The organism is Paenochrobactrum pullorum (assembly GCF_041929845.1).
Lineage (GTDB): Bacteria > Pseudomonadota > Alphaproteobacteria > Rhizobiales > Rhizobiaceae > Paenochrobactrum > Paenochrobactrum pullorum.
Genome location: NZ_JBHEEH010000001.1, coordinates 106,145 through 130,232 on the forward strand (window position 1 = coordinate 106,145; position 24,088 = coordinate 130,232).

20 protein-coding genes are annotated in these 24,088 nt (G+C 50.3%); 10 read left to right on the forward strand and 10 right to left on the reverse strand.

All coding sequences use genetic code 11. From position 1 onward, the window contains the following. Positions 1–10: 10 nt before the first annotated feature. From JNC77_RS00630 to JNC77_RS00655, 6 genes are all read right to left on the reverse strand, one after another. The gene (locus JNC77_RS00630; RefSeq protein ID WP_374828799.1) at positions 11–3,001 is read right to left on the reverse strand and encodes a 2-oxoglutarate dehydrogenase E1 component; all 2,991 of its coding nucleotides are present in this window, start codon (positions 2,999–3,001) and stop codon (positions 11–13) included. A 270-nt stretch (positions 3,002–3,271) separates the two neighbouring features. Then, positions 3,272–4,174, reverse strand: coding sequence for a succinate--CoA ligase subunit alpha (gene sucD, locus JNC77_RS00635; protein WP_374828800.1), 903 nt, complete (start codon positions 4,172–4,174; stop codon positions 3,272–3,274). 3 nt (positions 4,175–4,177) lie between these two features. Beyond that, a complete protein-coding gene (gene sucC / locus JNC77_RS00640; RefSeq protein WP_374828801.1) occupies positions 4,178–5,374 on the reverse strand; it encodes an ADP-forming succinate--CoA ligase subunit beta in 1,197 nt (398 codons plus the stop codon). A gap of 99 nt (positions 5,375–5,473) precedes the next feature. After that, positions 5,474–6,436 (reverse strand): malate dehydrogenase, encoded by a 963-nt coding sequence (gene mdh / locus JNC77_RS00645; RefSeq protein WP_343802550.1) that lies wholly within the window; start codon positions 6,434–6,436, stop codon positions 5,474–5,476. Between the two features lie 850 nt (positions 6,437–7,286). Continuing rightward, entirely contained in the window at positions 7,287–8,444 is a 1,158-nt protein-coding gene (gene zapE / locus JNC77_RS00650; protein WP_374828802.1) for a cell division protein ZapE, read from the reverse strand. A gap of 103 nt (positions 8,445–8,547) precedes the next feature. Then, positions 8,548–9,099, reverse strand: a complete 552-nt coding sequence (locus JNC77_RS00655; RefSeq protein WP_374828803.1) for a protease inhibitor Inh/omp19 family protein — start codon at positions 9,097–9,099, stop codon at positions 8,548–8,550. Between the two features lie 328 nt (positions 9,100–9,427). Here JNC77_RS00655 and dapF point away from each other — a divergent pair, with 328 nt between their 5' ends. From dapF to JNC77_RS00685, 6 genes are all read left to right on the forward strand, one after another. Next, positions 9,428–10,360 carry a diaminopimelate epimerase gene (gene dapF / locus JNC77_RS00660; protein ID WP_374828804.1) on the forward strand — a complete coding sequence of 311 codons (933 nt, stop codon included), beginning with the start codon at positions 9,428–9,430 and terminating at the stop codon, positions 10,358–10,360. Continuing rightward, positions 10,360–11,658, forward strand: coding sequence for a tRNA (N(6)-L-threonylcarbamoyladenosine(37)-C(2))-methylthiotransferase MtaB (mtaB, locus tag JNC77_RS00665; protein WP_374828805.1), 1,299 nt, complete (start codon positions 10,360–10,362; stop codon positions 11,656–11,658). The genes dapF and mtaB overlap by 1 nt, the downstream gene beginning before the upstream one ends. 45 nt (positions 11,659–11,703) lie before the next feature. Continuing rightward, the gene (gene ftsY / locus JNC77_RS00670; RefSeq protein ID WP_374828806.1) at positions 11,704–13,017 is read left to right on the forward strand and encodes a signal recognition particle-docking protein FtsY; all 1,314 of its coding nucleotides are present in this window, start codon (positions 11,704–11,706) and stop codon (positions 13,015–13,017) included. Then, positions 13,014–13,670: a septation protein A gene (locus tag JNC77_RS00675; protein WP_374828807.1), complete on the forward strand. Its 657-nt coding sequence runs from the start codon at positions 13,014–13,016 to the stop codon at positions 13,668–13,670. Before ftsY ends, JNC77_RS00675 begins: the two co-directional genes overlap by 4 nt. 85 nt (positions 13,671–13,755) lie before the next feature. Next, complete coding sequence (gloB, locus tag JNC77_RS00680) at positions 13,756–14,526, forward strand: hydroxyacylglutathione hydrolase (protein WP_374828808.1); 771 nt, start codon at positions 13,756–13,758, stop codon at positions 14,524–14,526. 10 nt (positions 14,527–14,536) lie between these two features. Then, positions 14,537–15,022 (forward strand): hypothetical protein, encoded by a 486-nt coding sequence (locus tag JNC77_RS00685; RefSeq protein ID WP_374828809.1) that lies wholly within the window; start codon positions 14,537–14,539, stop codon positions 15,020–15,022. A gap of 69 nt (positions 15,023–15,091) precedes the next feature. Here the strand turns inward: JNC77_RS00685 and JNC77_RS00690 are convergent, their stop codons facing one another. Next, positions 15,092–17,575, reverse strand: coding sequence for a heavy metal translocating P-type ATPase (locus tag JNC77_RS00690; protein WP_374828810.1), 2,484 nt, complete (start codon positions 17,573–17,575; stop codon positions 15,092–15,094). A 70-nt stretch (positions 17,576–17,645) separates the two neighbouring features. Between JNC77_RS00690 and JNC77_RS00695 the strand changes: the two genes are divergently transcribed. Then, positions 17,646–18,071 (forward strand): MerR family transcriptional regulator, encoded by a 426-nt coding sequence (locus JNC77_RS00695; protein ID WP_374828811.1) that lies wholly within the window; start codon positions 17,646–17,648, stop codon positions 18,069–18,071. On the opposite strand, the gene yddG is transcribed toward JNC77_RS00695, so the two are convergent. Both yddG and JNC77_RS00705 read right to left on the reverse strand, forming a co-directional pair. Further along, a complete protein-coding gene (gene yddG / locus JNC77_RS00700) occupies positions 18,066–18,896 on the reverse strand; it encodes an aromatic amino acid exporter YddG (RefSeq protein WP_374830384.1) in 831 nt (276 codons plus the stop codon). The two genes, JNC77_RS00695 and yddG, sit on opposite strands and share 6 nt — an antisense overlap. A gap of 102 nt (positions 18,897–18,998) precedes the next feature. After that, on the reverse strand, positions 18,999–19,787 hold the full coding sequence (locus JNC77_RS00705) for a DUF3108 domain-containing protein (RefSeq protein ID WP_374828812.1): 789 nt from the start codon (positions 19,785–19,787) through the stop codon (positions 18,999–19,001). Positions 19,788–20,132: 345 nt separating this feature from the next. Here JNC77_RS00705 and rpmB point away from each other — a divergent pair, with 345 nt between their 5' ends. The 3 genes from rpmB to JNC77_RS00720 all read left to right on the forward strand — a co-directional run bounded on the left by rpmB (position 20,133) and on the right by JNC77_RS00720 (position 22,108). Beyond that, a complete protein-coding gene (rpmB, locus tag JNC77_RS00710; RefSeq protein WP_343802514.1) occupies positions 20,133–20,429 on the forward strand; it encodes a 50S ribosomal protein L28 in 297 nt (98 codons plus the stop codon). A gap of 108 nt (positions 20,430–20,537) precedes the next feature. Next, complete coding sequence (locus tag JNC77_RS00715; RefSeq protein ID WP_374828813.1) at positions 20,538–21,206, forward strand: queuosine precursor transporter; 669 nt, start codon at positions 20,538–20,540, stop codon at positions 21,204–21,206. 161 nt (positions 21,207–21,367) lie between these two features. Next, positions 21,368–22,108, forward strand: coding sequence for an SDR family oxidoreductase (locus JNC77_RS00720; RefSeq protein WP_374828814.1), 741 nt, complete (start codon positions 21,368–21,370; stop codon positions 22,106–22,108). Positions 22,109–22,184: 76 nt separating this feature from the next. On the opposite strand, the gene cobT is transcribed toward JNC77_RS00720, so the two are convergent. Continuing rightward, on the reverse strand, positions 22,185–24,077 hold the full coding sequence (gene cobT / locus JNC77_RS00725; protein WP_374828815.1) for a cobaltochelatase subunit CobT: 1,893 nt from the start codon (positions 24,075–24,077) through the stop codon (positions 22,185–22,187). Positions 24,078–24,088 lie beyond the last annotated feature (11 nt).

Genomic DNA, 24,088 nt, shown 5'->3' on the forward strand with positions numbered 1-24,088 from the left:
GTCCGGCTCATTAAGAGCCGAGCGCATCTTCAAGGAATGCTGCAAGCTGTTCCAGATGTCTGGACATCAAGCCTGTTGCAGGTGATGCCGCAGCCGGACGGCCTGTATAACGGGCGCGCGGATATTTTGCATCAATATGCGCAAGTACCCATTCCAGATAAGGCTCGATGAACGACCAGGCGCCCATGTTCTTCGGCTCTTCCTGACACCAGACGATTTCCGCACCGCGGAAACGCGACAGTTCATTAATGAGCGCTTTTGCCGGGAACGGATAGAGCTGCTCGACGCGCAACAGATAGATGTCGTCGATACCGCGTCTTTCACGCTCTTCATAAAGATCATAATAGACCTTACCGGAGCAAAGAACCACACGACGGATTTTCGCATCTTTCTGTAGCTTGATCGGCTGGTCTTTCAGATATTGCGCATCATCCCACAACAAACGGTGGAAGGATGAATCACCTGAAAGTTCATTCAAGGTCGAAATGGCACGTTTGTGACGCAGCAATGACTTTGGTGTCATCATGATCAAAGGCTTGCGGAAATCACGCTTCATCTGACGGCGCAGAATATGGAAGTAGTTGGCCGGTGTGGTGACATTGGCCACTTGCATATTATCTTCGGCACAAAGCTGGAGATAGCGCTCAAGACGGGCGGATGAATGCTCAGGCCCCTGACCTTCATAGCCATGCGGCAGAAGGCAAACCAGACCGGACATACGCAACCACTTACGCTCACCTGACGAGATGAACTGGTCAAACACCACCTGCGCACCGTTGGCAAAGTCACCAAACTGGGCTTCCCAAAGGGTCAAAGCGCGCGGATCAGACAGCGAATAACCATATTCGTAGCCAAGAACAGCTTCTTCCGAAAGCATCGAGTTGATGGCTTCGTAGATCGCTTGCCCTTTCTGAATATTATTCAGCGGAATGTAACGGTTCTGATTTTCCTGATCATAAAGAACAGTGTGGCGCTGCGAGAAAGTGCCGCGCTCCACATCCTGACCGGAAAGACGGATCGGATTACCTTCAGTTACCAATGTAGCAAAAGCGAGCGATTCTGCGGTTGCCCAGTCAATGCCCTCACCGCTTTCAATCATCTTGGCGCGGTTGTCGAGGAAACGCTGTACTGTGCGATGCACGTTGAAATCGCTTGGAACTTCAACCAGCTTCTTACCGATTTCTTTCAAAGCTTTCAGCGGCACGCCGGTTTTACCGCGGCGTTGCTCATCGGCATTATCTGCCGTGCGCAACCCTGTCCATGCACCATCCAGCCAGTCAGCCTTGTTGGGCTTATAGCTCTGACCTGCTTCAAACTCTTTTTCCAGATTTTCGCGCCACTGCGCTTTCAACTGGTCGACTTCTTCCTGTGTCACCAGACCTTCAGCAATCAGCTTGTCGCTATAGAGCTGCAAAGTGGTCTTGTGGGCACGGATTTCCTGATACATCAAAGGCTGTGTGAACGCAGGCTCATCGCCTTCGTTGTGACCAAAGCGACGGTAGCAGAACATATCAACCACAACTGGCTTGTGGAATGTCATGCGGTATTCGATCGCAACTTTAGCTGCAAAAACAACAGCTTCCGGATCATCACCATTGACGTGGAAAATCGGCGCTTCGATCATCTTGGCCACATCGGATGGATATGGAGATGAACGGGAGAAGGCCGGATTGGTGGTGAAACCGATCTGGTTGTTGATGATGAAGTGAACAGTACCGGCAACGCGGTGACCACGCAGACCGGACAACCCCAAGCACTCGGCCACAACACCCTGACCGGCGAAAGCCGCATCACCATGAAGAAGCAATGGCAGCACTTTGGCGCGTTCTGTCAACGGCACCAGATCATCACGGGTGCGGCCAACAAGCAAATCCTGCTTGGCGCGGGCTTTACCCATCACAACCGGATTGACGATTTCAAGGTGCGACGGATTGGCGGTCAGCGACAAATGCACTTCATTACCGTCAAATTCACGGTCTGATGATGCACCCAAATGGTATTTAACGTCACCTGAACCTTCCACATCATCAGGCGCGTATGAACCGCCCTTGAATTCGTGGAAAATAGCGCGATGCGGCTTGCCCATTACCTGTGAAAGCACGTTAAGACGGCCACGGTGAGCCATACCAAACACAATTTCTTTCAAGCCCATCGAGCCGCCGCGCTTGATGATTTGCTCAAGAGCAGGGATCAGCGATTCACCGCCATCCAGACCAAAACGCTTGGTGCCTTTATATTTAACGTCGATGAACTGCTCAAAGCCTTCGGCTTCAACCAGTTTCGACAAAATTGCTTTTTTACCTTCAGGGGTAAAAGCAAAACCTTTATCCGGCCCTTCAATACGTTCCTGAATCCAGGCTTTTTCAACCGGATTGGAAATATGCATGAATTCCACACCCATAGTCGAGCAATAGGTGCGCTTCAAAATAGCCAGCATTTCCGGAATAGTGGCATATTCCAGACCGAGCATATTATCGATAAAGATTTTTCGGTTGTAATCTGCCGGAGTGAAACCATAATTTTCAGGTTCCAGCTCGTTATAAGCATCCGGCTTTTCAGCAAGCCCAAGCGGATCCAGATTGGCATGCAAATGGCCACGCATACGATAAGCGCGGATCATCATGATTGCACGAACGGAATCACGCGCTGCCTGCGTGAGCTCTTCAGCAGTCAGTACTGCTTTCTCGCCTTTGTCCGACTTCGTTTTCAGTTTGTCTGTGACGTGTTTTTCAACATCCGACCAATTGCCGTCCAGCGCTGAAACCAATTCGCCGCTCTCAGCCAAAGGCCAATTCGGCTTTGTCCATGATGCGCCTTGCGCATTCTTGCGCACATCATCAGCATCATCATTCAGTTCTGAGAAGAAATCACGCCACTGCTGATCGACAGAGTTCGGATCATCCTGAAACTTAGCGTATAGTTCCTCAATATAGTCGGCATTGCCGCCGTAAAGGAACGAAGTGAGGGCGAAAACGTCGTTAGCCTGTTCTTGCCTTGCCATAACTTATCCGGAGGCCGAGCCCCGTCTCCTCTTAGCAGTTCATCTTCGCGCGGGTTGAAATCTTCTCCCCTCACGCGGTCAGGGCGGAACTGTGCGGCACCCCTGACATCAAGACTATATAAAACTTCAAAAATCAGGCCGATTTAAGGGCAGTTTCATATAGATATTCAAATAGTTAGTCCGAAACTGAGAAATCTCGCTTTATTGCGCAAATCCCGGCACCAGCTTAAAAGCCGGAACCGGGAAATATTTAACGAGAGCCGTTCATCCTCAGCCCTTCAGCACTTCAACGAGCGTCTTGCCAAGCTGTGCCGGTGATGGTGATACCCGGATACCCGCAGCTTCCATCGCAGCAATCTTGTCTTCCGCTCCGCCTTTACCGCCGGAGATGACGGCACCGGCGTGACCCATGGTGCGGCCTGGAGGTGCGGTGCGGCCTGCAATAAAGCCAACCATTGGCTTTTTACGGCCGCGCTTGGCTTCGTCAGCGATGAACTGTGCAGCTTCTTCTTCAGCCGAACCACCGATTTCACCGATCATGACGATCGACTTGGTTTCATCATCAGCCAAGAACATTTCCAGCATGTCGATGAATTCAGTACCCTTCACAGGGTCGCCGCCAATACCAACAGCAGTTGTTTGGCCGAGGCCTTCATTGGAGGTCTGGAACACGGCTTCATAAGTCAGTGTACCCGAACGCGACACAACGCCAACCGAACCTTTTTTGAAGATATTGCCCGGCATAATGCCGATTTTGCATTCTTCAGGGGTCAGGATGCCCGGGCAGTTAGGGCCGATGAGACGTGATTTTGAACGGATCAGACGATCCTTCACACGTACCATATCCATAACCGGAATACCTTCGGTGATGCAGACGATGAGGCCGATTTCAGCTTCAATGGCTTCGATAATAGCATCAGCGGCACCTGCCGGCGGAACGTAAATCACGGAAGCATCAGCTTGTGTACGCTCTTTGCCTTCTGCAACGCTTGCAAAAATCGGCAGAGTTTCGCCACCTGCACCAGTCCAGGTTTCACCACCCTTTTTCGGGTGAATACCGCCAACCATCTGGGTGCCGTAATAAGCCAGCGCCTGTTCGGTGTGGAATGTACCGGTTTTACCGGTCAGACCCTGTACGAGAACCTTGGTGTCCTTGTTGATCAGAATGGACATGCCTCAATTTCCCTTCACTGCTGCGACGATTTTCTGCGCCGCATCGTCGAGATCGTCAGCTGAAATAACATTCAGACCGCTCTCGTTGATGATTTTCTTACCCAGTTCCACATTGGTGCCTTCAAGACGAACAACGAGAGGAACTTTCAGACCAACTTCCTTAACAGCCGCAATCACGCCTTCTGCGATGATATCGCATTTCATGATACCGCCGAAGATGTTGACCAGAATGCCTTCAACAGCCGGATCAGCTGTGATGATCTTGAAAGCTGCGGTTACTTTTTCTTTGGTAGCGCCGCCGCCAACATCGAGGAAGTTTGCAGGTTCTGCACCGTAAAGCTTAATGATATCCATGGTGGCCATTGCAAGGCCTGCACCATTGACCATGCAGCCGATGTTGCCATCAAGCGCTACATAAGCCAGATCATATTTCGATGCTTCGATTTCCTTGGCATCTTCTTCGCTTGTATCACGCAGTTCCAGAATATCTGCATGACGGAACAAAGCGTTGCCATCAAACGATACTTTGGCATCCAGCACGCGCATGCGGCCGTCTGTCATGACGATAAGCGGGTTGATTTCCAACAGGCTCATGTCTTTTTCAGTGAAGGCTTTGTAAAGAACAGGGAAGAGCTTCAGTGCATCTTCACGTGCTTCACCTTCAAGCTTCAGCGCATCAGCAAGCTTGTTTGCATCTTCTGCAGTCACACCATCTTCAGGTGCAATCGCAACATTGATGATTTTTTCAGGTGTTGCTTCTGCAACAGCTTCAATATCCATACCGCCTTCAGTGGAAACCACGAATGCAGGACGGCCAACGGTGCGGTCAATCAGGATCGAGAGATACAATTCGCGCTCAATGTCTGCACCATCTTCGATGTACAAACGATTAACCTGCTTACCGGCAGGACCGGTCTGGGCGGTTACCAGTGTATTGCCGAGCATTTCTTTGGCATTGGCAACAACTTCTTCAACCGATTTGGCAAGGCGTACACCGCCCTTTGCATCGGGCCCAAGTTCTTTGAACTTGCCCTTACCGCGACCACCTGCGTGGATCTGGCTCTTGACCACATAAAGCGGACCAGGAAGCGTTTTTGCCCATTCTTCCGCCTGTTCAACGGAATAAACAGCCACACCATTGGCGATTGGCGCGCCGAACGAGTGCAGCAGACGCTTGGCCTGATATTCATGAATATTCATCTGGATGTCCTTTGCGGATTTCCCGATCCCTTGTTTTCAAGGATCGTTTCAGAAAAAGCTTAAAAATGGCCAGCGATACCACCGGCCATTTTCAGCAAATTACTTGAGTGCTGGCGCAATACCCTTACAAGCATCGCAAAGACCGGCAACGGAAGCGACCGACTTTTCGAACTCGGCTTTTTCAGCTTCGTTCATTTCGATCTCGATAACGCGCTCAACACCGTTGGCACCAATGATGGTCGGCACACCGACATACATATCGTTGACGCCATATTGACCGGTAAGCTGTGCTGCCACAGGCAGAACGCGCTTTTTGTCCTTCAGGTAGGATTCAGCCATCTGGATGGCAGAAGAAGCAGGTGCGTAGAATGCAGAACCGGTCTTCAGCAGACCAACGATTTCCGCACCGCCGTCACGGGTACGCTGAACGATCTGGTCCAGCTTTTCCTGGCTTGTCCAGCCCATCTTCACCAGATCCGGCAAAGGAATACCGGCAACAGTGGAGTAGCGGGTCAGCGGAACCATGGTGTCGCCGTGGCCGCCCAGCACGAATGCTGTGACGTCTTCAACGGAAACTTTGAATTCTTCGGAAAGGAAGTAGCGGAAACGTGCGCTATCCAGCACACCGGCCATACCTACAACCTTGTTGGCCGGCAGACCGGAGAATTTCTGCAATGCCCAAACCATCGCATCGAGCGGGTTGGTGATGCAGATAACAAAAGCGTCGGGTGCGTACTGCTTAATGCCGGCACCAACCTGCTCCATAACCTTCAGGTTGATACCCAAAAGATCATCGCGGCTCATGCCTGGCTTACGTGGTACACCTGCGGTCACGATTACAACATCAGCGCCTGCGATGTCCTTATAATCGTTGGTACCGGAATAATTCGCATCAAAACCATCAACAGGTGACGATTCTGCAATATCAAGCCCCTTACCCTGCGGGATACCTTCAGCAATATCGAACAATACGACATCACCGAGTTCTTTCAGACCGGCCAAGTGAGCCAGCGTACCGCCGATCATACCAGAACCAATTAGGGCAATCTTGCTGCGTGCCATGTCAGTTTCTTCCTCAAGCTGTGATTCACAGAAACGCCGAAACATGCTCCGGCGACAGCCCGGAAATAGCTTTAGCGCTGATGCTCACTAAGCCCTTTCCGGGAATAACTCAACTAATAAATTTCACCTCAATGATTTCAATCGGTTAGATTTATTAGTTCTTACGTAAACGTCAAAATTTTGATTCTCCAAACAGCATTTTTCTGTGTCGGATTTCAAAATTTCCATCGAAGTAGTGCGGGAAAATTTCAGCAAAATTGTGACCTCCAGACATCTTTCCGGACGGGTTCAAAATCTGAAACAGACAGCTGTTTCATGCTGTTAGCAGATCTTCGAATTGCTCAGACCTCCCAAGTTCAAAATGGAATTTTTACGTGACATCCCACTCAAATTCCAATCAATCTGTGGCTTGCACCCTGACTGATGTTTCAACTCCCGTATAAAAACCGCAAAACTTCGATTTCCATACATCCAAACTTTAAAACGCTGCTTACAAACCTCCTGCAAGCACGCGCCCATGCCGGACAACGCTATACATCCGATAAAGCTGGAATAAATTCCAGCCCGACCAAAGCATTAAAGCAGCTTTATAAGACAAATATGAAACCGGCCTTTGTCTTTTAAAAACTACAGCACTATCAGTATAATAAAGCTGCCGCGCTCCAGCATCAGCCAAAGCGCTTAGGCTCAGTCATTCACGACATTGATAAAACATGCCAAAAAGACGGAAAAACCGGCTCTTGGGCAAATTTATTTTTCGTAGAATAGAGCAGTTAGCATAAAATCACAACCGGCGGGCACCCTGCTCCGCTCAACCTGCTTTTACAGTCATTCAGGCTGCAATTCTGGTCTATGCGAGCTCAACTGCTGCTAGATATTCCGCACTCTGCATTTCAAATAAACGTGATGCTGTCCGGTCAAATTCAAAAGCTTCCGTGCCGGAACGGGCAACATAAAGTTTCTCAGGCGCGGCATCAGCCGAGACAAACAATTTTGCGTGATGATCGTATAAAGTATCGATCAACAGAATGAAGCGCTTGGCTTCATTGCGCTTGGGCAAATCCAGCACCGGCACGTGATCGAGAAATATAGTCGGAAATTTACTGACAATGGCAATATAATCAGCAGCAGCCAATGGCTTGGCGCACAATTCATCAAAGGAAAACCGTGCAGCACCGTCAACACTGCGTGAAGCTACAATTTCACGCCCTTTGATGCGGATAATCGCCTGTTCTTCCTTTGCCCCGCCTTTTTGCGCTTCCCATGCTGCATCCATCTGCATGTCAGCATCGCTACTTAAGGGCGAAAGATAAACCGGCTGGAGATCGAGTTTTTCCAAACGATAATCGGTGCGTGAATCCAAATTGATCACCCGCACATATTGCTTCAGCAAAGAGATAAACGGCAAAAAGAGCTGCCGGTTCAAGCCATTACGATAAAGATTATCCGGTGCCACATTGGAAGTGGCGATCAGCACCACACCACGTTCGAAAAGGGCTGCAAACAAACGCGACAAAATCATCGCATCGGTAATATCGGTGACAGTAAATTCATCAAAACACAAAACCCATGCCTGCTCGATTAGCGCATCAGCCACCGGCGGGATCGGGTCTTCGATTTTGGTAGTACCGTTTTTAAATGCCTGACGATGAGCATGAATACGATCATGCACATCCGCCATAAAATCATTAAAATGCGCACGACGTTTACGCTCGACTGGCAAAAGCTGAAAGAACATATCCATCAGCATGGTTTTGCCGCGTCCGACTTCTCCATGGACATATAGCCCCTGAATAATGGCCTGCGTTTGTTTATTGCGCCCGAACAACCATCCAAGCGCACTCGATTTGCGTGATAATCGCTTATTGCAAATATTTATAATCAGCTGATCATAAAGATCGGTCAATTCAAGCTGGGCGGGATCCATATCCACATCACCGGCTTGAACCATTGCTTCATAGCGCTCGCGCACAGAAGGGAAAGCCTTCAAATTGCCATCAAAAGACATATCAAAACTAGTGCCCTATTTGTGCTATTTCAGGGAACGAATGAAAGCTCCCTGACATGACAACCTTTTGCTTTGTTTTCACACAGCCAATCGACAAGCGATATTAGCGTGAAAGGCTAAGAGGCTGACCACTGGAAGTCTGTCCATCAAAACGGCTTGAACCGCTTGAGTAAAGCGAGGCCACAGTGTCACCATTTGCATTATAAAGGTTGAGTTGCTTGCCGTTCACGGCCCATGAGGCCAGACTTGCCAGCTCACCCGGGCAACGCAGCGGACCGGCGCGATAGCCCTGCCCAAATTTGGTTTGTGGTGTCGCAATCTTACAGCTCTGACCACCGAGATTTGCATTCCATACACCGGCGACGCTGCCAGCGGTCAGTGTTGGTGCTGTCTCCGGCGGCAGGCTTGCAACCTGCTGGCCGCCTTCAGGCAGACCTGCATTCATATTGCCATCCATACCGGTGGTCGGGGCAGTCGGAAATTGATTCGGATCGGCAGGTGTCAAAGGTTGCTTTTGCACTGTTCCCGAAGGAGCAGGTCGCAATGGTGCTGCCGGATAGTTTGAATTCTGATTATCAAACCGGGAACTTTGACAACCGGCCATCAGGATGCCCGCTACTGCAACAGTGAGCAAACTAGCTTTTGAAATTCCCATACGGATCTCCATTGCGTCAGAGGAATGATATTCCACCTGCCATAATCTACAAGTTACTAATAAAATAGGCATAAGATAAAAATGCAACAGTGTTGATGGGTTTTTTAAGGCCGAAACCGGACTTAACGGTCAGATCGCTATTTTTGAAACCAACTGGGGCTTAACCGCCACAGTCCCGCAAGCTCAAAAAAGCAATTTTGTCGCCAAAAACGGTTTTTATCTCAGAATCAAGCTTGGCGATCCTGTCAAAGCCTATTCAAGACACTGGCAATTTCATGTCTTTTCCCCCATATAGAGGCCTGTTTTCATCATCAAACCGGAAATCTAAATGAACAAGATGGCGCCTTTTGCCAAAATGAATGGATTAGGCAATCAAATTATTGTTGCCGATATGCGCGGACGTGCCGATCGCATCACGCCTGCTGCTGCCGTTTATTTAGCGCAAGATCCCGTCACCCGATTTGATCAGATCATGGCGATCCATGATGCCCGCACAGCAAACACCGATCATTATATCGAGATCATCAATTGTGACGGCACCCAAGCACAGGCTTGCGGCAATGGCACACGCTGTGTGGTGCAGGCACTCCATGCGGAAAACCAACAGACAAAATTCACCTTCGAAACGCTTGCCGGTGTTTTAACCGCCCATATGCAGGACGACACTCAAATCAGTGTTGATATGGGTTGCCCGCGTTTTGGCTGGCAGGATTTGCCGTTGAGCCATGAGCTAGGCTACACAGCGCAAGCCGAAATTTTCAAAGATTTACGTGAAAAATACGGCCTGCAAATGCCCGCCCTTGCCTCAATCGGCAATCCACATATCATTTTCTGGGTGGATCATGATGTCTGGTCTTATCCGTTGGAAGAGTTTGGCACAATCATTGAAAATGACCCGTTGTTTCCGCAGCGCGTCAATGTTTCGATTGCAAAAGTCACATCAGAGCACGACATCATTTTACGCACATGGGAGCGCGGCGCCGGATTGACACGCGCTTGCGGCTCTGCGGCCTGTGCGGCGGCGGTATCTGCGGTCAGAACAAATAAAACAAAACGACATGTGACCATGCATTTGCCGGGCGGTGATTTAACCGTTGAATGGCGCGATGATAATCACATCATCATGACAGGGCCTGCTGAATGGGAATTCTCCGGCCTCTTTGATCCGCAAACCGGCCACTGGAGTAAGGATGAGCAGTCCTCTGCTGCCTCCTCACCCTCCGGCCGTTTTGGACAATTGACGAATAAAGGTACTGCGTAATGGCTGTAGAAATCGTAACTTTTGGCTGCCGTCTCAATACCTATGAATCCGAAGTGATGAAACGCGAAGCCGATGCAGCCGGTTTGGGTGAGCTGAAAGACGGCGCGATTATTTTCAACACTTGCGCGGTCACCTCCGAGGCTGTGCGCCAAGCTCGCCAGGCCATCCGCAAAGCCCGACGTGAAAATCCGGAAGCGCGTATTATCGTCACCGGTTGTGCTGCACAAACAGAAGCAGAAAACTTTGCCGCCATGGGCGAAGTGGATATGGTGCTCGGCAATGAAGAAAAGCTGAAATCCAATTCCTACCGTATGTTGCCGGATTTTGGCGTCAACCAGTTTGAAAAAGTACGTGTCAACGATATCATGGAAGTGCGCGAAACCGCTTCCCATATGGTTGATGCTATTGAAGGCCGCGCGCGTGCCTTTGTGCAGGTGCAAAATGGCTGTGACCATCGCTGCACCTTCTGCATCATTCCATATGGCCGCGGCAATTCCCGCTCGGTGCCGATGGGCGGCGTTATCGATCAGGTCAAGCGTCTCGTTGATAATGGCTATGCAGAAGTCGTGCTCACCGGCGTTGACATGACCTCCTATGGCCCTGACTTACCGGGCAATCTACGCCTTGGTAAACTGGTCAAAACCGTTCTTACTCAAGTGCCGGACTTGCAACGTCTTCGCCTGTCCTCCATTGATTCTATCGAAGCCGATGATGATCTGATGGACGCACTTGCCAATGAAAGCCGCCTGATGCCGCATCTGCATTTGTCGCTGCAATCGGGCGACGACATGATTTTAAAGCGCATGAAACGCCGCCATTTGCGTGATGATTCTATCCAGTTTTGCGAAACAGTGCGCCAAATCCGCCCTGATATTGTGTTTGGAGCTGATATTATTGCCGGTTTCCCGACCGAAACTGAAGCCATGTTCCAAAACTCGATAAAGATCGTTGAAGATTGCGGTCTAACTCATCTGCACGTGTTTCCATATAGCCCGCGTGAAGGCACACCGGCAGCAAGAATGCCGCAAGTACGACGTGATATCGTCAAAGAACGCGCTGCGCGTTTGCGTGGGCAGGCAGATCGTGCTTATGCTGCACATTTGAAGGCTTTGAACGGCAGTGTGCAGAAATTGCTGATTGAACGGGAAAGCATCAACGGACAAGCTGGTATCGGTCGCACAGAAGGCTTTACCATGGCGGCATTTATGGCAGATGATGCTGAGAATGTGCCGGGTAAAATCATCGAGCGCCGCATTATCGGACATGATAAAGATAAGCTGCTGACAAGCACCCTTTAAAGAGTGTGAAACAGCAGCTTCAAGAGAACAAGAAAAAGACAGAACATGGCAATCGGCTTTATCAAAAAAATGTTTTCCTTCGGCAAGAAGGAGGCTGAACTTGTTGAAGAACAAGTCGATGATCGTGTTGTTACAGAAAATGCGGCAGCTGTTGAAGAACAAGCCCCTGCTCCTGCACCAAGTGAGGTTGAAGAAACCGTTGCCAAAGCTCCCTCTGTCACGCACGCGCCAGAACCACAGCCAGAGAAGATTGAGCCGGAAGCTAGCACTGAGACGATTATCTCTGAGGCAGAAGAACCTGTTGAGGAGCTGGATCCACAACCCGAACCTGCGCCAGTAGCACCGACACCGGACGCTCCAAAGCCGCTAAAAGTGCAGGTCAGCAAAGCTGTTGCCGTCAAGCAAGATGAGCCGGAACCAGTCGCTGCACCTGAAAAGAAACTCTCATGGTATGAACGTTTGCGCCAAGGTCTGGCACGCTCTTCCAGCAATTTAAGCGATTCGATCGGCGGCATTTTCACCAAGCGCAAACTTGATGAAGACACCTTACAGGAGCTGGAAGATGTGTTGATCCAAGCCGATCTTGGCCTTGAAACAGCGATGCGCGTGACCGATGCCCTTTCTGCCAGCCGCTACGGCAAAGATGTCTCCACCGATGAAGTGCGCGCCATTATGAGCGCAGAAATCGAAAAAGTGCTGACACCTGTTGCCAAGCCGCTGGAACTTGATCTGTCGCACAAGCCGCATGTTATTTTGGTAGTGGGCGTCAACGGCACCGGCAAGACAACGACAATCGGCAAATTGACGGCAAAACTCACCGCTGGCGGCTTGAAAGTCATGCTTGCCGCCGGTGACACCTTCCGTGCAGCAGCGATTGAACAGCTTCATATTTGGGGTGAGCGCACCGGTTCTCCGATTGTTTCCTCCAAGCTTGGTGCCGATGCGGCAGGCCTTGCTTATGATGCATGGGAAAAAGCCAAAGAAGCCGGTAGTGACGTGTTGATTATCGACACAGCCGGCCGTTTGCAAAACAAAGCCGAGCTGATGGAAGAACTTGCCAAAGTGGTGCGTGTTCTTGGCAAGCATGACGAGCAAGCCCCGCATACCGTGTTGCAAACACTGGATGCCACCACAGGTCAAAACGCCCTTAATCAGGTAGAAATCTTCAAGAATATCGCAGGCGTTAACGGCCTTGTCATGACCAAGCTGGACGGCTCGGCGCGCGGCGGTATTCTGGTTTCAATTTCCGCCAAACATAAATTACCGGTTTATTTTATTGGGGTGGGTGAAGGTATCGATGACCTTGAACCATTTGCCGCCAAAGATTTTGCCAATGCAATTGCAGGAGTAGCGTCATGAACCAGCCTATTTTTGAGCGCGATCCTTCGCAAACAGCAGGCAAAGACAATAAAGATATCAATCCGCTGTTGAAACTCGCATTGGAAATCGGCCCGTTGCTGGTGTTTTTCTTCACCAATGCGCGTGGTGAAATGCTTCGGGAAAAATTCCCGATTTTAGCCTCCATCGGCGAACCGATTTTTATGGCAACGGCTTTGTTTATGGGCGCAACCATTATTGCTCTGGCCATTTCATGGGTGCTCACCCGCAGCCTGCCGGTGATGCCTTTGGTATCTGGTATTGTCGTGCTGGTTTTTGGCGCGCTCACACTTTACCTCCATAATGATACCTTCATCAAAATGAAGCCGACCATCGTCAATACCTTGTTTGGTGTCATTTTGCTTGGTGGTCTTGCCTTTGGAAAATCGCTGCTCGGCTATGTTTTTGCCTCCGCTTTCAAGCTGGATGCCGAAGGTTGGCGCAAACTGACGCTTCGCTGGGGTGTATTTTTCATCTTTTTAGCCGTGGTCAATGAAGTGGTGTGGCGCGGCTTTTCCACTGACACATGGGTATGGTTCAAAGTGTGGGGCATTATGCCAATCACGGTTTTATTCACCCTGTTCCAGATGCCGCTTATTCAAAAACACACAATTCTGGAAGAAGTGAAAAACTAATTTTTTCGCCACAGATTAGCCATTTCGGCTTGTCAGATTTCAGCGGTTCAGGTGAGCCGCTGAAAAACATTGAACGGAGATGGAAATGGGCGTCCTCGAAATCGAACAATTCATCTGCCGCAGCGATAATATCGGCGTGCTGATCCACGACCCGATCAATAATCTGACCGCTGCCATTGATGCGCCCGAAGAAACCCCGATACTGGCAGCGCTGCAACCTCGCGGCTGGAAGCTGGATTATATCTTCACCACCCATCACCACAATGATCACGTGGAAGCCAATTTTGCTTTAAAGCAAAAATTCGACCTGAAAATTTATGGCCCAAGCGCAGAAAGTGATAAAATCCCCGACATTGACGTGGGCTTAGATAATGGAGACCGTTTCCGCTTTGGCCAGTTTGAAGTGCAGGTGCTCAGCACCCCCGGCCACACGAGGGGCGAAATTTCTTACTATATTCCCCAAGCCAAAGTCGCCTTTACCGGCGATACACTCTTTTCGCTTGGTTGCGGCCGTTTGCTGGAAGGAACACCAGCGCAAATGTTCCAATCTTTGAAAATTTTAAGCGCGCTTCCCGCCGATACTGCCATTTATTGCGGCCATGAATATAGCGCCAGCAATGCCCGTTTTGCACTGACTATTGATCCGCACAATAAAGCCTTGCAACAGCGTGCCGCAGAAATCACGCGCCTGCGTGCGGAAGATCAACTGACATTGCCAACAAGCATGGCGCAGGAACTGGCAACCAATCCATTCTTGCGCGCATCAGACACTCAAATCCGCGCTCATCTTTCAATGATTAATGCCAGCGATGAACAAGTTTTTACCCGCATCCGTGCTTTAAAAGATCATTTTTAAGAGAAATCCCATGCTGAAAAAATCATTCTTGCTTCATGCTTTTACAGCCGTCATGCTTAGCTCTGCCAGCCTGTCATTAGTGCCTTTAACAGCACAGGCACAAAGCTTTTCCGAAGTTGCTCCGCCACCTATTCCGGCAGAGGTCAATGCGTTTAAACTGACACCGGAATTTTTAAGCAAAATGGAAGCGGTGCAGACAGCACTCAACGGGCTTGATTTATCGGCCATGCCTGAGCCGGACAGCGAAGAAGACCCAAGTATCGCCATGCTGATTAAAGGGGTTGAGGCCAAGCCGGAAATTATGGCGATCCTCAATCAAAATGAACTGTCGGCACATGATTACATTACCGGCTATTTTGCCTTGATGAGCGGTCTGGCCGGTGCCGAGGCCGAAGATGAAGAGCAAATGGTCGATGAGCTGAAAGGTATCAATCCGGAACATGTGGAATTTGCCAAGCTCTATCAGGAGCGTATCCTGCAATTATTGGGCGAATAAGTTTTGCGCCATAAAAAGCCGCCCTGAACAGAAAATTCAGGGCGGCTTTTTCATGCCCGCTTTTAATGTTTAACGGGCTCGCAACAGTCGCAACGCATTCATGGTTACCAAAACGGTTGCACCGGTATCAGCCAAAATGGCAGGCCAAAGGCCGGTAATTCCCATCACGGTTGTCACCAGAAACACCGCCTTCAACCCAAGAGCAATAGTGATATTCTGGAAGATATTACGCATGGTGCGCTTCGACAGATCCACCATCTCGGCCACATCCGACACACGGCCGTGCAAGACGGCAGCGTCAGCGGTTTCCAGCGCCACATCGGTGCCGCCCCCCATAGCAATACCCACATCAGCGGTGGCAAGCGCTGGCGCGTCATTGATGCCGTCACCGACTTTCGCAATGATCAGCCCTTCTTTTTGCAAATCGGCAATGATCTTCTGCTTGTCTTCCGGCAGCAATTCTGCCCGCACTTCAATGCCGATATCGCGGCCAACCGCCTCTGCCGTGCGGCGGTTATCACCCGTCAGCATGATGGTGCGGATACCGGCAGCATTCAAGCGCTTCAGCCCCGCAAGCGCATCAGCACGCGGATCATCACGCATGGCAATCGCACCAGCAATCTTACCATCAGCCACCAACACAGAGACAGTTTTACCGTCATCGTTTAAAACTGTAAGCTGTGCTGCAAACGCATCGCTCATCGTGGCCTGAGCCCGCGCTGCCTTGGCCGAGCCCAAGAACAATTCCATGCCCTGCGCCTGACCTGCCACGCCCTTGCCGCCAATCGCCTTGCCCTCGACCACATCCGGCCATGTCAGGCTGCGGGCTTCAGCAGCGCTGACGATAGCAATCGCCAGCGGATGGCTGGAGCCTGCATCAAGGGCGGCGGCTAAGCGAAGCACATCATCTTCAGACAATTCACCGGCCACCACATCGGTCACCTTAGGTTTTCCTTCGGTGAGTGTTCCGGTCTTGTCAAAAGCGGCAGCAGTGATTTTGCCGATGGTTTCCAGCACCGAACCGCCCTTCATCAATAGCCCACGCTTGGCGCCTGATGAAAGCGAGGCTGCGATGGCAGCCGGGGTTGAAATCACCAGCGCACACGGGCAACCGATCAGCAAAATTGCCAGACCTTTATAGACCCACTCATTCCAAATCCCGCCAAAAAACAATGGCGGAATGATTGCTACCAAAGCTGCAACAACCACAACACCGGGTGTATAATAAGTAGAGAAGCGGTTGATGAAACGCTCGGTTGGTGCCTTGGCATCCTGTGCCTCTTCCACCAGCTTCACCACACGCGCAATGGTGTTGTCAGCTGCCGCAGCGGTTACGCGGACACGCAAAACGCCATCACCATTAATCGTGCCGGCAAAGATATTTTCGCCCTCGCCTTTATTCACCGGCGTACTTTCACCGGTTACAGGGGCTTCATCAATGGCGCTTTCACCAGCGACAATTTCACCATCGGCGGGAATACGATCGCCCGGACGCACGACAATCATATTGCCTGGCTGCAACTGATCGGCAGGAACTTCAACCGTAGCAGAGCCCTGCTCCAGATAAGCAATTTTAGGCACCAGATCGCTCAAAGACTGAATGCTGGCACGCGCCTTACCGGCTGCCACACCTTCCAGCAATTCACCCACCAGAAAGAGAAACACCACGGCTGCGGCTTCTTCTGCCGCACCAATAAAGATCGCGCCGACAGCGGCAATCGTCATCAGCATTTCAATGGAAAAGACAGTGCCATTTAATGCACCCATTACCGCACGACGGGCAATCGGCACCAACCCCAGCAGCATGGCAGCCAAAAACGCATAGAGTGCAACAGGCGGATAAAGAAGACCGATAATATAAGCCCCGACCAGACCACCACCACTGATAAACATCAGCTTGGCTTTGGCCGTTTGCCACCATTTTGGCGGTATTTTTTTGACCACCGCGACGACAGGTATTGTCGCGTGTAAATGGCCATGATCATGATCGTGATCGTGATCGTGATCGTGATCGTGATCGTGATCGTGATCGTGATCGTGATCGTGATCGTGATCGTGATCGTGACAATGTGGTTGTTTTTTTGTCTTGGCAAGAGACGCATCGGTCAGAGCAATTTTATAGCCCAGACTTTGCACTTTTTTCATAATCTCAGCATCCAGATTGCCGTCTGTGCTGATGGTCATCGAACCATTGGTAACCGATACCGAAACTGCCTCAACACCTTTAATGCGGCGCACGGCTGTTTCCACCTTACCGGCACAGGATCCGCAATCCATGCCCTCGATCTGAAAACGCTTTTCAGTAATGCCGCTTGTCTGTGGTGCATCGCGGCTGACCTTATAGCCAAGACTTTCCACTTTACGGATGATCTCAGCGTCACGGTCACCCTGAGTGCTAACCTTCATGGAACCACTCGTGACCGACACCGAAACATCCTCCACGCCTTCAACACGACGCACGGCTGTATCAATTTTGGTTGCGCAGGATGCACAATCCATACCTTCAATCTGATAGCGGATTTGCTGGCTGCTTCTGCTCGAATCCCCTGCCATAATGACTACTCCTTGAATCTTAATTAGAGACAGCCTACTTCCTCTAGTGACTAGAGGAGCAAGAGTAAAAATGGCAAATTTCACTATTGGAGAAGTTTCGGCTGGCAGCGGCGTCAAAGTGCCGACAATCCGTTATTATGAACAGTCCGGTCTTATGCCGGCACCGGAACGAAGTGAAGGCAACCGCCGTCTTTATGAACAGGCCGATATTCGCCGATTGATCTTTATCAGGCACGCGCGTGAGCTCGGCTTTGAAGTCGAAGCTATCCGTGCTTTGCTGCACTTGCAGGATAATCCCGGTCAGCCCTGCACCATTGCAGATCAATTGGCGCGTGAAAGGCTGATTGATGTGGAGAAGCGCATTGCTAAATTAATGGCTTTAAAAGCAGAATTGCAAAAAATGCTGGAAAGCTGTGCTCATGGCCGCGTGGATGAATGCCGTGTCATTGAAGTTTTAAGCAATCATGACGAGTGCATTCACCACCAATCCTCATGATTTACGTTTGAAAATCATGTCCTTTGCTGCCAGAACCGCACCGGCAGTAATGAGTAAACAAGCGGCCAGAATACGCCAGCTCGGTTCGGCAGCACCCGCCACAATTAACACAAGCGTGGATAATAGAGGCGCTGCATAGCTGGCTGCACCCAAGACCTGAATATTGCCGCGCTTGACACCATAATCCCATGCATAAAAGGCCGCCCCCACCGGCAAAAGCCCCAAGCCCAAAATGGCCACCCACTGGCTGGTATTTTCCGGCCAGACGGTTTGTTCCAGCATCAAATGGCAAAGCAGTGATAAAACCGCAGTTGCTGCACAAAAGCCGGTCACAGCATCGGTGGGCACTTGCTTGAAGCGGCGAGACAACAATGAATAGGTGGCCCACGTCACCGCACAAAGTGCCGCCACCAGATAACCAAAGCCATAACGGGCATCAAAGCCAATGCCGCCACCTTTGGTCACCACCAGCACCATACCGGCAAGCCCCAGCAGCGTTCCGGCAATGTGATAATATTTCAATTTCTCACCCGGCATCAAAGCAGAGCCAACAACGATCAAGAGTGGCCACAGATAAGCGATCAGACTGGCATCGACGGGCGGCGCATTGCGCAATGCGGTAAAATATAAAAAGTGGTAGCCGAACAACCCGACCACGCCCACCAGCCACACTATAGCTGGCTGGCGGAGGTTTTTGATCGCTTGCGGGCGCCAAATCCAGGAAATGATCCCTAAACAAGCCCCAATAGCAAAGCTCATGGCTGAAAGCTGAAATGGCGGCACCTGACCTGACGCAGCCGTGAATAAAGCGAGCAAAGCCCACATAAGAATGGCTGCAAAGCCAACCAGAGTTGCCACGTCCCCTCCCGTTTCAATGCCCCCTGACCACACATCCCCTCTGTTGTCAGTTCACTGACTGGAATGCGATCAGTTTACTTTTTCAAAACGCGTGGCTGAAACTTTAACCGTTCCTATTTTTGTGCCGATGCGTGCTTCTACCGGGGCATAAATGCCTGAATTTCCAAGTGTTGCAAAACTTATACTGATCTTACTCTTATTGGCCAGATAATTAATTGATTCTTTGTCCTTTTGATAACCACCCAGCGGCACAAAGCGAGCGGTACATTCCACGGTTTCACCTTTAAAACCTTTAGTGGAATATTTGCCCTTTCCCGAATAGGTCAAACGTAAATCAGCCCGCGTCTGACCATCAAAGGTTTTCAAGACTTGTGCACAAACATCCTGCGGTGATTTTGCCCTAATCATCATCGCTGAAATCGGATCGGAAATGTTTTTCAAATGTACTTCGGTCAGCGCTACCCAAGGATCGCGTTTTTTTACTGCCGGTGAATTTTTGGTATCTGTTACACGGCCATTAGCAAAACGGATCGTCGTCGATTTGGCTTTTTTCTTATGTTGATATTGCAAATGATAAGAGCTTGGCCAAAAACTGCCCTTAGCCATTTTGCCGTTGATCGACAAGGTGCCATCGGTCTGATCGAAGATACGAGCGATTCCCGAACTGGCAAAATCACCTTTCAAAATATAATCATTCTGGCCAATATGGGTCTGCGTATTGGCGCGGGCAATCGTCAAACCAATGATAGAAATCCTGTATTGGGTGGCATAAACATCATCAGCATACGCTGAAGCATTTTGCGACATTAAGCTTGCAAAACCGACAGACCCCACCAATAAAAATTTTATAATCGACATAAAGAGGCCTCCGTTCGGTGATTCAAACCATATTTGCAGCAAATTTATCCTTTAAAACTTGTATTGAAGTGTGAAACAGCTAAAATAGGCAAAGTTATGTTTCGTTAACTTATCCCGCATAAAGAGCGTCAAGCCGATCTTTTGTGGCAAGTAAGACCAAGCAAAATAGCCTTGACGTTGCAAAGCGACTTGACTGTTTGCGCTCCGGACACTATAGAAACGCAACTTTCCCTTTAGGCCGCCTGTCCGATATTGCGCGCCAGCAGCAGTTTTAGCTGTGATGTGTATTAGTTCGGGCATTCAGGTCGGGGCCTTGAGAAACAGAATTTTGAAGGTGAGACCAAAATGTCCCGCGCTTGTGAATTGACCGGTAAAGCGGTCCAATACGGCAACAATGTCAGCCACGCGAACAACAAGACGCGTCGCCGCTTTTTGCCAAACCTTTGCAACGTAACCCTGATGTCCGATGCTTTGGGCATGAGCTATCGTTTGCGTGTTTCCGCCCATGCTCTGCGTTCCGTAGAACATCGCGGTGGTTTGGATTCATTCCTTGCTAAATCAGACGACAAAGAGCTGTCACAGCGCGCACGTCTTCTGAAGCGCCAGATTGCTAAAAAGCAAGCTGAAGCTGTAAGCGCTTAATATTTAAGCCTTTTATGGCCAAATAATCGCGGGGTCGGCCTTGGTCGACCCTTTTTGCTGTCCTAAGATCCCAGATCTGCAACTGGTTCCATTACCCAGGATAAAAAAATGTTCAGTGAACGAACTTTAAATACCCGCACTTTGATTCCAGCTGTTTTGGCTCTGCTGCCGGCTATCTTGGCAATGTGCGTATCTGTTGCCGCCTCCAATATCCTTGTCCAGTATCAGTTCAACTATTTCGGACTTGGCGATATTCTCACTTGGGGTGCCTTCACCTATCCGCTGGCGTTCCTCGTCAATGACCTCACCAATCGCCGCTATGGCCCGCAGGCTGCGCGTAAAGTGGTGTTGGCAGGTTTTGTGCTTGGCGTGATTATGTCGATCTGGCTGGCAACACCGCGAATCGCTATTGCATCCGGCAGTGCATTTTTATTCGCGCAAATGCTCGATATCAGCGTCTTTGACCGTTTGCGCCGTTTATCATGGTGGAAAGCCCCCTTTGCCGCCGCTATGCTTGGCTCGGTGCTGGATACTATTTTGTTTTTCTCCATCGCTTTTGCCGCGCAATTTGCGTGGATCGACCAGATGACCGGCCACACTGATTCTTCACTCACCGAAATTGTGCCATTTCTAGGCCAGCCGGTAGCGCTGTGGATGTCGCTGGCGATTGGTGATTTCCTCATCAAAGTTATCATGGGCACGCTGATGCTGGTGCCTTATGGCGCGATTCTGGCAATCTTCATGCCAGCGGTTTATTCACCTGACAAAACCCGTTAAAGATACATTCTCAGCCGCTTGTTTCAAAATAGCGGCTCTTCCTTCTTTATCTGATGAAATTTCCAAACCGGTTTGCCGAAACGCTGATTTTACGCTTTACTAGAGCTTTCAATCAAATGTTTCTGCACCGGTTTTCTTTATTCAGATAAGGATTTTTTTAAATGTCTTTGCACAAACAAAAGCTTCCTCTCGTGATTATAACCGGTGCCAGCTCCGGCATTGGCCTTGCCACGGCGAAACTGTTTGCAAAACGCGGTCATCCGTTGCTGCTCTTGGCGCGCCGTCTTGAAATCATGGAAGCGCTGCATTTGCCGCACACCCTATGCAAGGCTGTGGATGTGACTGATCGCGCAGGCTTGATTGAGGCGGTTAAACAGGCTGAAAGCCTCTATGGTGCAGCCGATGCAATCATCAATAATGCAGGCGTCATGTTGCTGGGCGATATGACCAATCAAAACCCTGATGAATGGGATCGTATGCTGGAGGTCAATGTCAAAGGATTGCTTAATGGCATCCATGCGGTGGCAGGCTCAATGGTTAAGCGTCAGCATGGCACAATCATCAATATCAGTTCGGTCGCAGGGCGCAAAACATTCGCCAATCATGTGGCCTATACAGCCACAAAATTTGCCGTCCACGGCCTTTCAGAAAATCTGCGGGAAGAACTCTCCCCTCATAATATACGTGTTGTAACGATTGCTCCAGGTGCTGTTGAAACCGAGTTGTTAAGCCACACCAGTAATGAAAGCATCAAAGCCGGCTATGAAGACTGGAAGAAAAATATGGGCGCATCCGTGTTGAGTCCTGAAGATGTCGCGCGTGCCATTTTCTATGCTTATGAGCAACCGCAGGGTGTTTGTATCCGGGAAATTGTGCTGGCTTCAACACGCCAACAAGCGTGAATTAAAGACTGAAACATAAAAAACCTCCGGAAACGAACTGCTTCCGGAGGCTTTTTTAATAGGTCTGAGACTCAGATCAGCGTTTTGAACCGCCTTTATGTCCCTGTTCTTCAAAGAGTGAAGCAAGCTGTTCGGTCATCGCGCCCGCCAGTTCTTCGGCATCTACAATCGTCACCGCGCGCTGATAGTAACGGGTCACGTCATGGCCGATACCAATTGCAATCAGCTCGACCGGTGAGCGCGTTTCAATCTCTTCAATCACGCCACGCAAATGACGTTCCAGATAGTTGCCGGGATTAACCGAAAGCGTAGAATCGTCAACCGGCGCACCATCAGAGATTACCATCAGTATTTTACGCTGCTCAGAACGCGCCAGCAAACGCTGATGTGCCCAAATAAGCGCTTCACCGTCGATATTCTCTTTCAGCAACCCTTCCCGCATCATCAGGCCAAGATTGCGACGTGCACGTCTCCACGGGGCGTCTGCAGCCTTATAAATGATATGGCGAAGGTCATTCAGACGACCTGGTGCTGCTGGCTTGCCACGCGCAAGCCATGCTTCACGCGATTGACCGCCCTTCCATGCTTTGGTGGTAAAGCCCAAAATTTCGACTTTAACGCCGCAACGCTCCAGAGTGCGTGCCAGAATATCAGCGCAAGTTGCTGCGACAGTAATCGGACGACCACGCATTGAGCCGGAATTATCAATCACCAGTGTCACCACTGTATCGCGGAAATCCGTATCGCGTTCCCATTTATAAGAAAGCGGCTGAGTCGGGTCGATCACCACACGCATCAAACGTGCGGTATCAAGATAGCCCTCTTCCAGATCGAAATCCCATGAACGGTTTTGCTGCGCCATCAAACGACGTTGTAAACGGTTGGCAAGCCGGCCAACAACGCCTTGCAAATTGGCAAGCTGCTTGTCGAGAAAACCGCGCAAGCGCTCAAGCTCTGCCTCATCGCACAGATCGGTTGCTTCCACCGTTTCGTCAAACTCACGGGTGAAAACTTTATAATCAAGCTGCTGCGCCAGATTATCAAACGGTTGCCCCGGACGACGGGCTTCGCCCGGCGTTTCGGCATCGATTTCCTCGCCGTCATCCACATCGTCCGAATTAGCGTCAGCGGCTTCCATTTCGCCCTGTTCGCCGTCATCACTGGAATCTTCCGATTCTTCGTTTTCCGTCTGGTCAGAGCCTTCCTGCTCTTCAGCACCGCCGTCTTCGTTTTCTTCCGGGTCTGGCGTATCGTCGCTCTGTTCCTCATTATTATCGTCTTGAGGATTTTGTGATAAGTCTTCCGCCATTTCCATCGAAGCCAGCATATTGCGCACAACACGCGCAAACGCATCCTGATCTTCTAGGTTTTCGACCAAATGCTCGATATCCGCACCGGCTTTGTCTTCGATCCAGTCGCGCCACAAATCCAGCAAATTGCCGGCTTCTTTCGGCGCTTCACGACCGGTCAGCTTTTCACGGATCAGCAAAGAAACAGCCTCTTCGAGAGGAGCCTCTTCTTTTTCCATGACAGCTGTATAATTGGCGCGAGCATATTTATCGGCCAGCATAGAGCTTAAATTATCGCCGACACCAACCATGGCACGTGCGCCGATGGCTTCAACGCGCGCTTGTTCAACCGCATCAAAAATAGCGCGCGCCTGTTTGCCTTCAGGTGCCAGACCTGCATGAATGCGCGGATTATGGCGCGCTTGACGCAATGCCATCGAATCGCCCAAACCACGCGTGATAGCAATATCATTCGCGGTTGGTCGCTTCGGCAGATCCGGCAATCTGGCACGATTGCCGGTCAAAGCCGGACGATCATTACTGAAACCGACCTCGAACTCGTTGGAACCGGCAATAGCCCGCATACATGCGGTTACTGCCCGTTTGAACGGTTCCGAATCGATTGGCGTTTGCCGCCTCTGCCGCGAATTATCGCCTGCACCTGCCCCTATTCCGGCCATCACAATTCACC

Excerpts from the sequence above, each read along its gene's own strand:
- JNC77_RS00630 (WP_374828799.1), bottom strand. The coding sequence starts at position 3,001 with ATGGCAAGGCAAGAACAGGCTAACGACGTTTTCGCCCTCACTTCGTTC.
- sucD (WP_374828800.1), bottom strand. The coding sequence starts at position 4,174 with ATGTCCATTCTGATCAACAAGGACACCAAGGTTCTCGTACAGGGTCTG.
- sucC (WP_374828801.1), bottom strand. The coding sequence starts at position 5,374 with ATGAATATTCATGAATATCAGGCCAAGCGTCTGCTGCACTCGTTCGGC.
- mdh (WP_343802550.1), bottom strand. The coding sequence starts at position 6,436 with ATGGCACGCAGCAAGATTGCCCTAATTGGTTCTGGTATGATCGGCGGT.
- zapE (WP_374828802.1), bottom strand. The coding sequence starts at position 8,444 with ATGTCTTTTGATGGCAATTTGAAGGCTTTCCCTTCTGTGCGCGAGCGC.
- JNC77_RS00655 (WP_374828803.1), bottom strand. The coding sequence starts at position 9,099 with ATGGGAATTTCAAAAGCTAGTTTGCTCACTGTTGCAGTAGCGGGCATC.
- dapF (WP_374828804.1), top strand. The coding sequence starts at position 9,428 with ATGAACAAGATGGCGCCTTTTGCCAAAATGAATGGATTAGGCAATCAA.
- mtaB (WP_374828805.1), top strand. The coding sequence starts at position 10,360 with ATGGCTGTAGAAATCGTAACTTTTGGCTGCCGTCTCAATACCTATGAA.
- ftsY (WP_374828806.1), top strand. The coding sequence starts at position 11,704 with ATGGCAATCGGCTTTATCAAAAAAATGTTTTCCTTCGGCAAGAAGGAG.
- JNC77_RS00675 (WP_374828807.1), top strand. The coding sequence starts at position 13,014 with ATGAACCAGCCTATTTTTGAGCGCGATCCTTCGCAAACAGCAGGCAAA.
- gloB (WP_374828808.1), top strand. The coding sequence starts at position 13,756 with ATGGGCGTCCTCGAAATCGAACAATTCATCTGCCGCAGCGATAATATC.
- JNC77_RS00685 (WP_374828809.1), top strand. The coding sequence starts at position 14,537 with ATGCTGAAAAAATCATTCTTGCTTCATGCTTTTACAGCCGTCATGCTT.
- JNC77_RS00690 (WP_374828810.1), bottom strand. The coding sequence starts at position 17,575 with ATGGCAGGGGATTCGAGCAGAAGCAGCCAGCAAATCCGCTATCAGATT.
- JNC77_RS00695 (WP_374828811.1), top strand. The coding sequence starts at position 17,646 with ATGGCAAATTTCACTATTGGAGAAGTTTCGGCTGGCAGCGGCGTCAAA.
- yddG (WP_374830384.1), bottom strand. The coding sequence starts at position 18,896 with ATGTGGGCTTTGCTCGCTTTATTCACGGCTGCGTCAGGTCAGGTGCCG.
- JNC77_RS00705 (WP_374828812.1), bottom strand. The coding sequence starts at position 19,787 with ATGTCGATTATAAAATTTTTATTGGTGGGGTCTGTCGGTTTTGCAAGC.
- rpmB (WP_343802514.1), top strand. The coding sequence starts at position 20,133 with ATGTCCCGCGCTTGTGAATTGACCGGTAAAGCGGTCCAATACGGCAAC.
- JNC77_RS00715 (WP_374828813.1), top strand. The coding sequence starts at position 20,538 with ATGTTCAGTGAACGAACTTTAAATACCCGCACTTTGATTCCAGCTGTT.
- JNC77_RS00720 (WP_374828814.1), top strand. The coding sequence starts at position 21,368 with ATGTCTTTGCACAAACAAAAGCTTCCTCTCGTGATTATAACCGGTGCC.
- cobT (WP_374828815.1), bottom strand. The coding sequence starts at position 24,077 with ATGGCCGGAATAGGGGCAGGTGCAGGCGATAATTCGCGGCAGAGGCGG.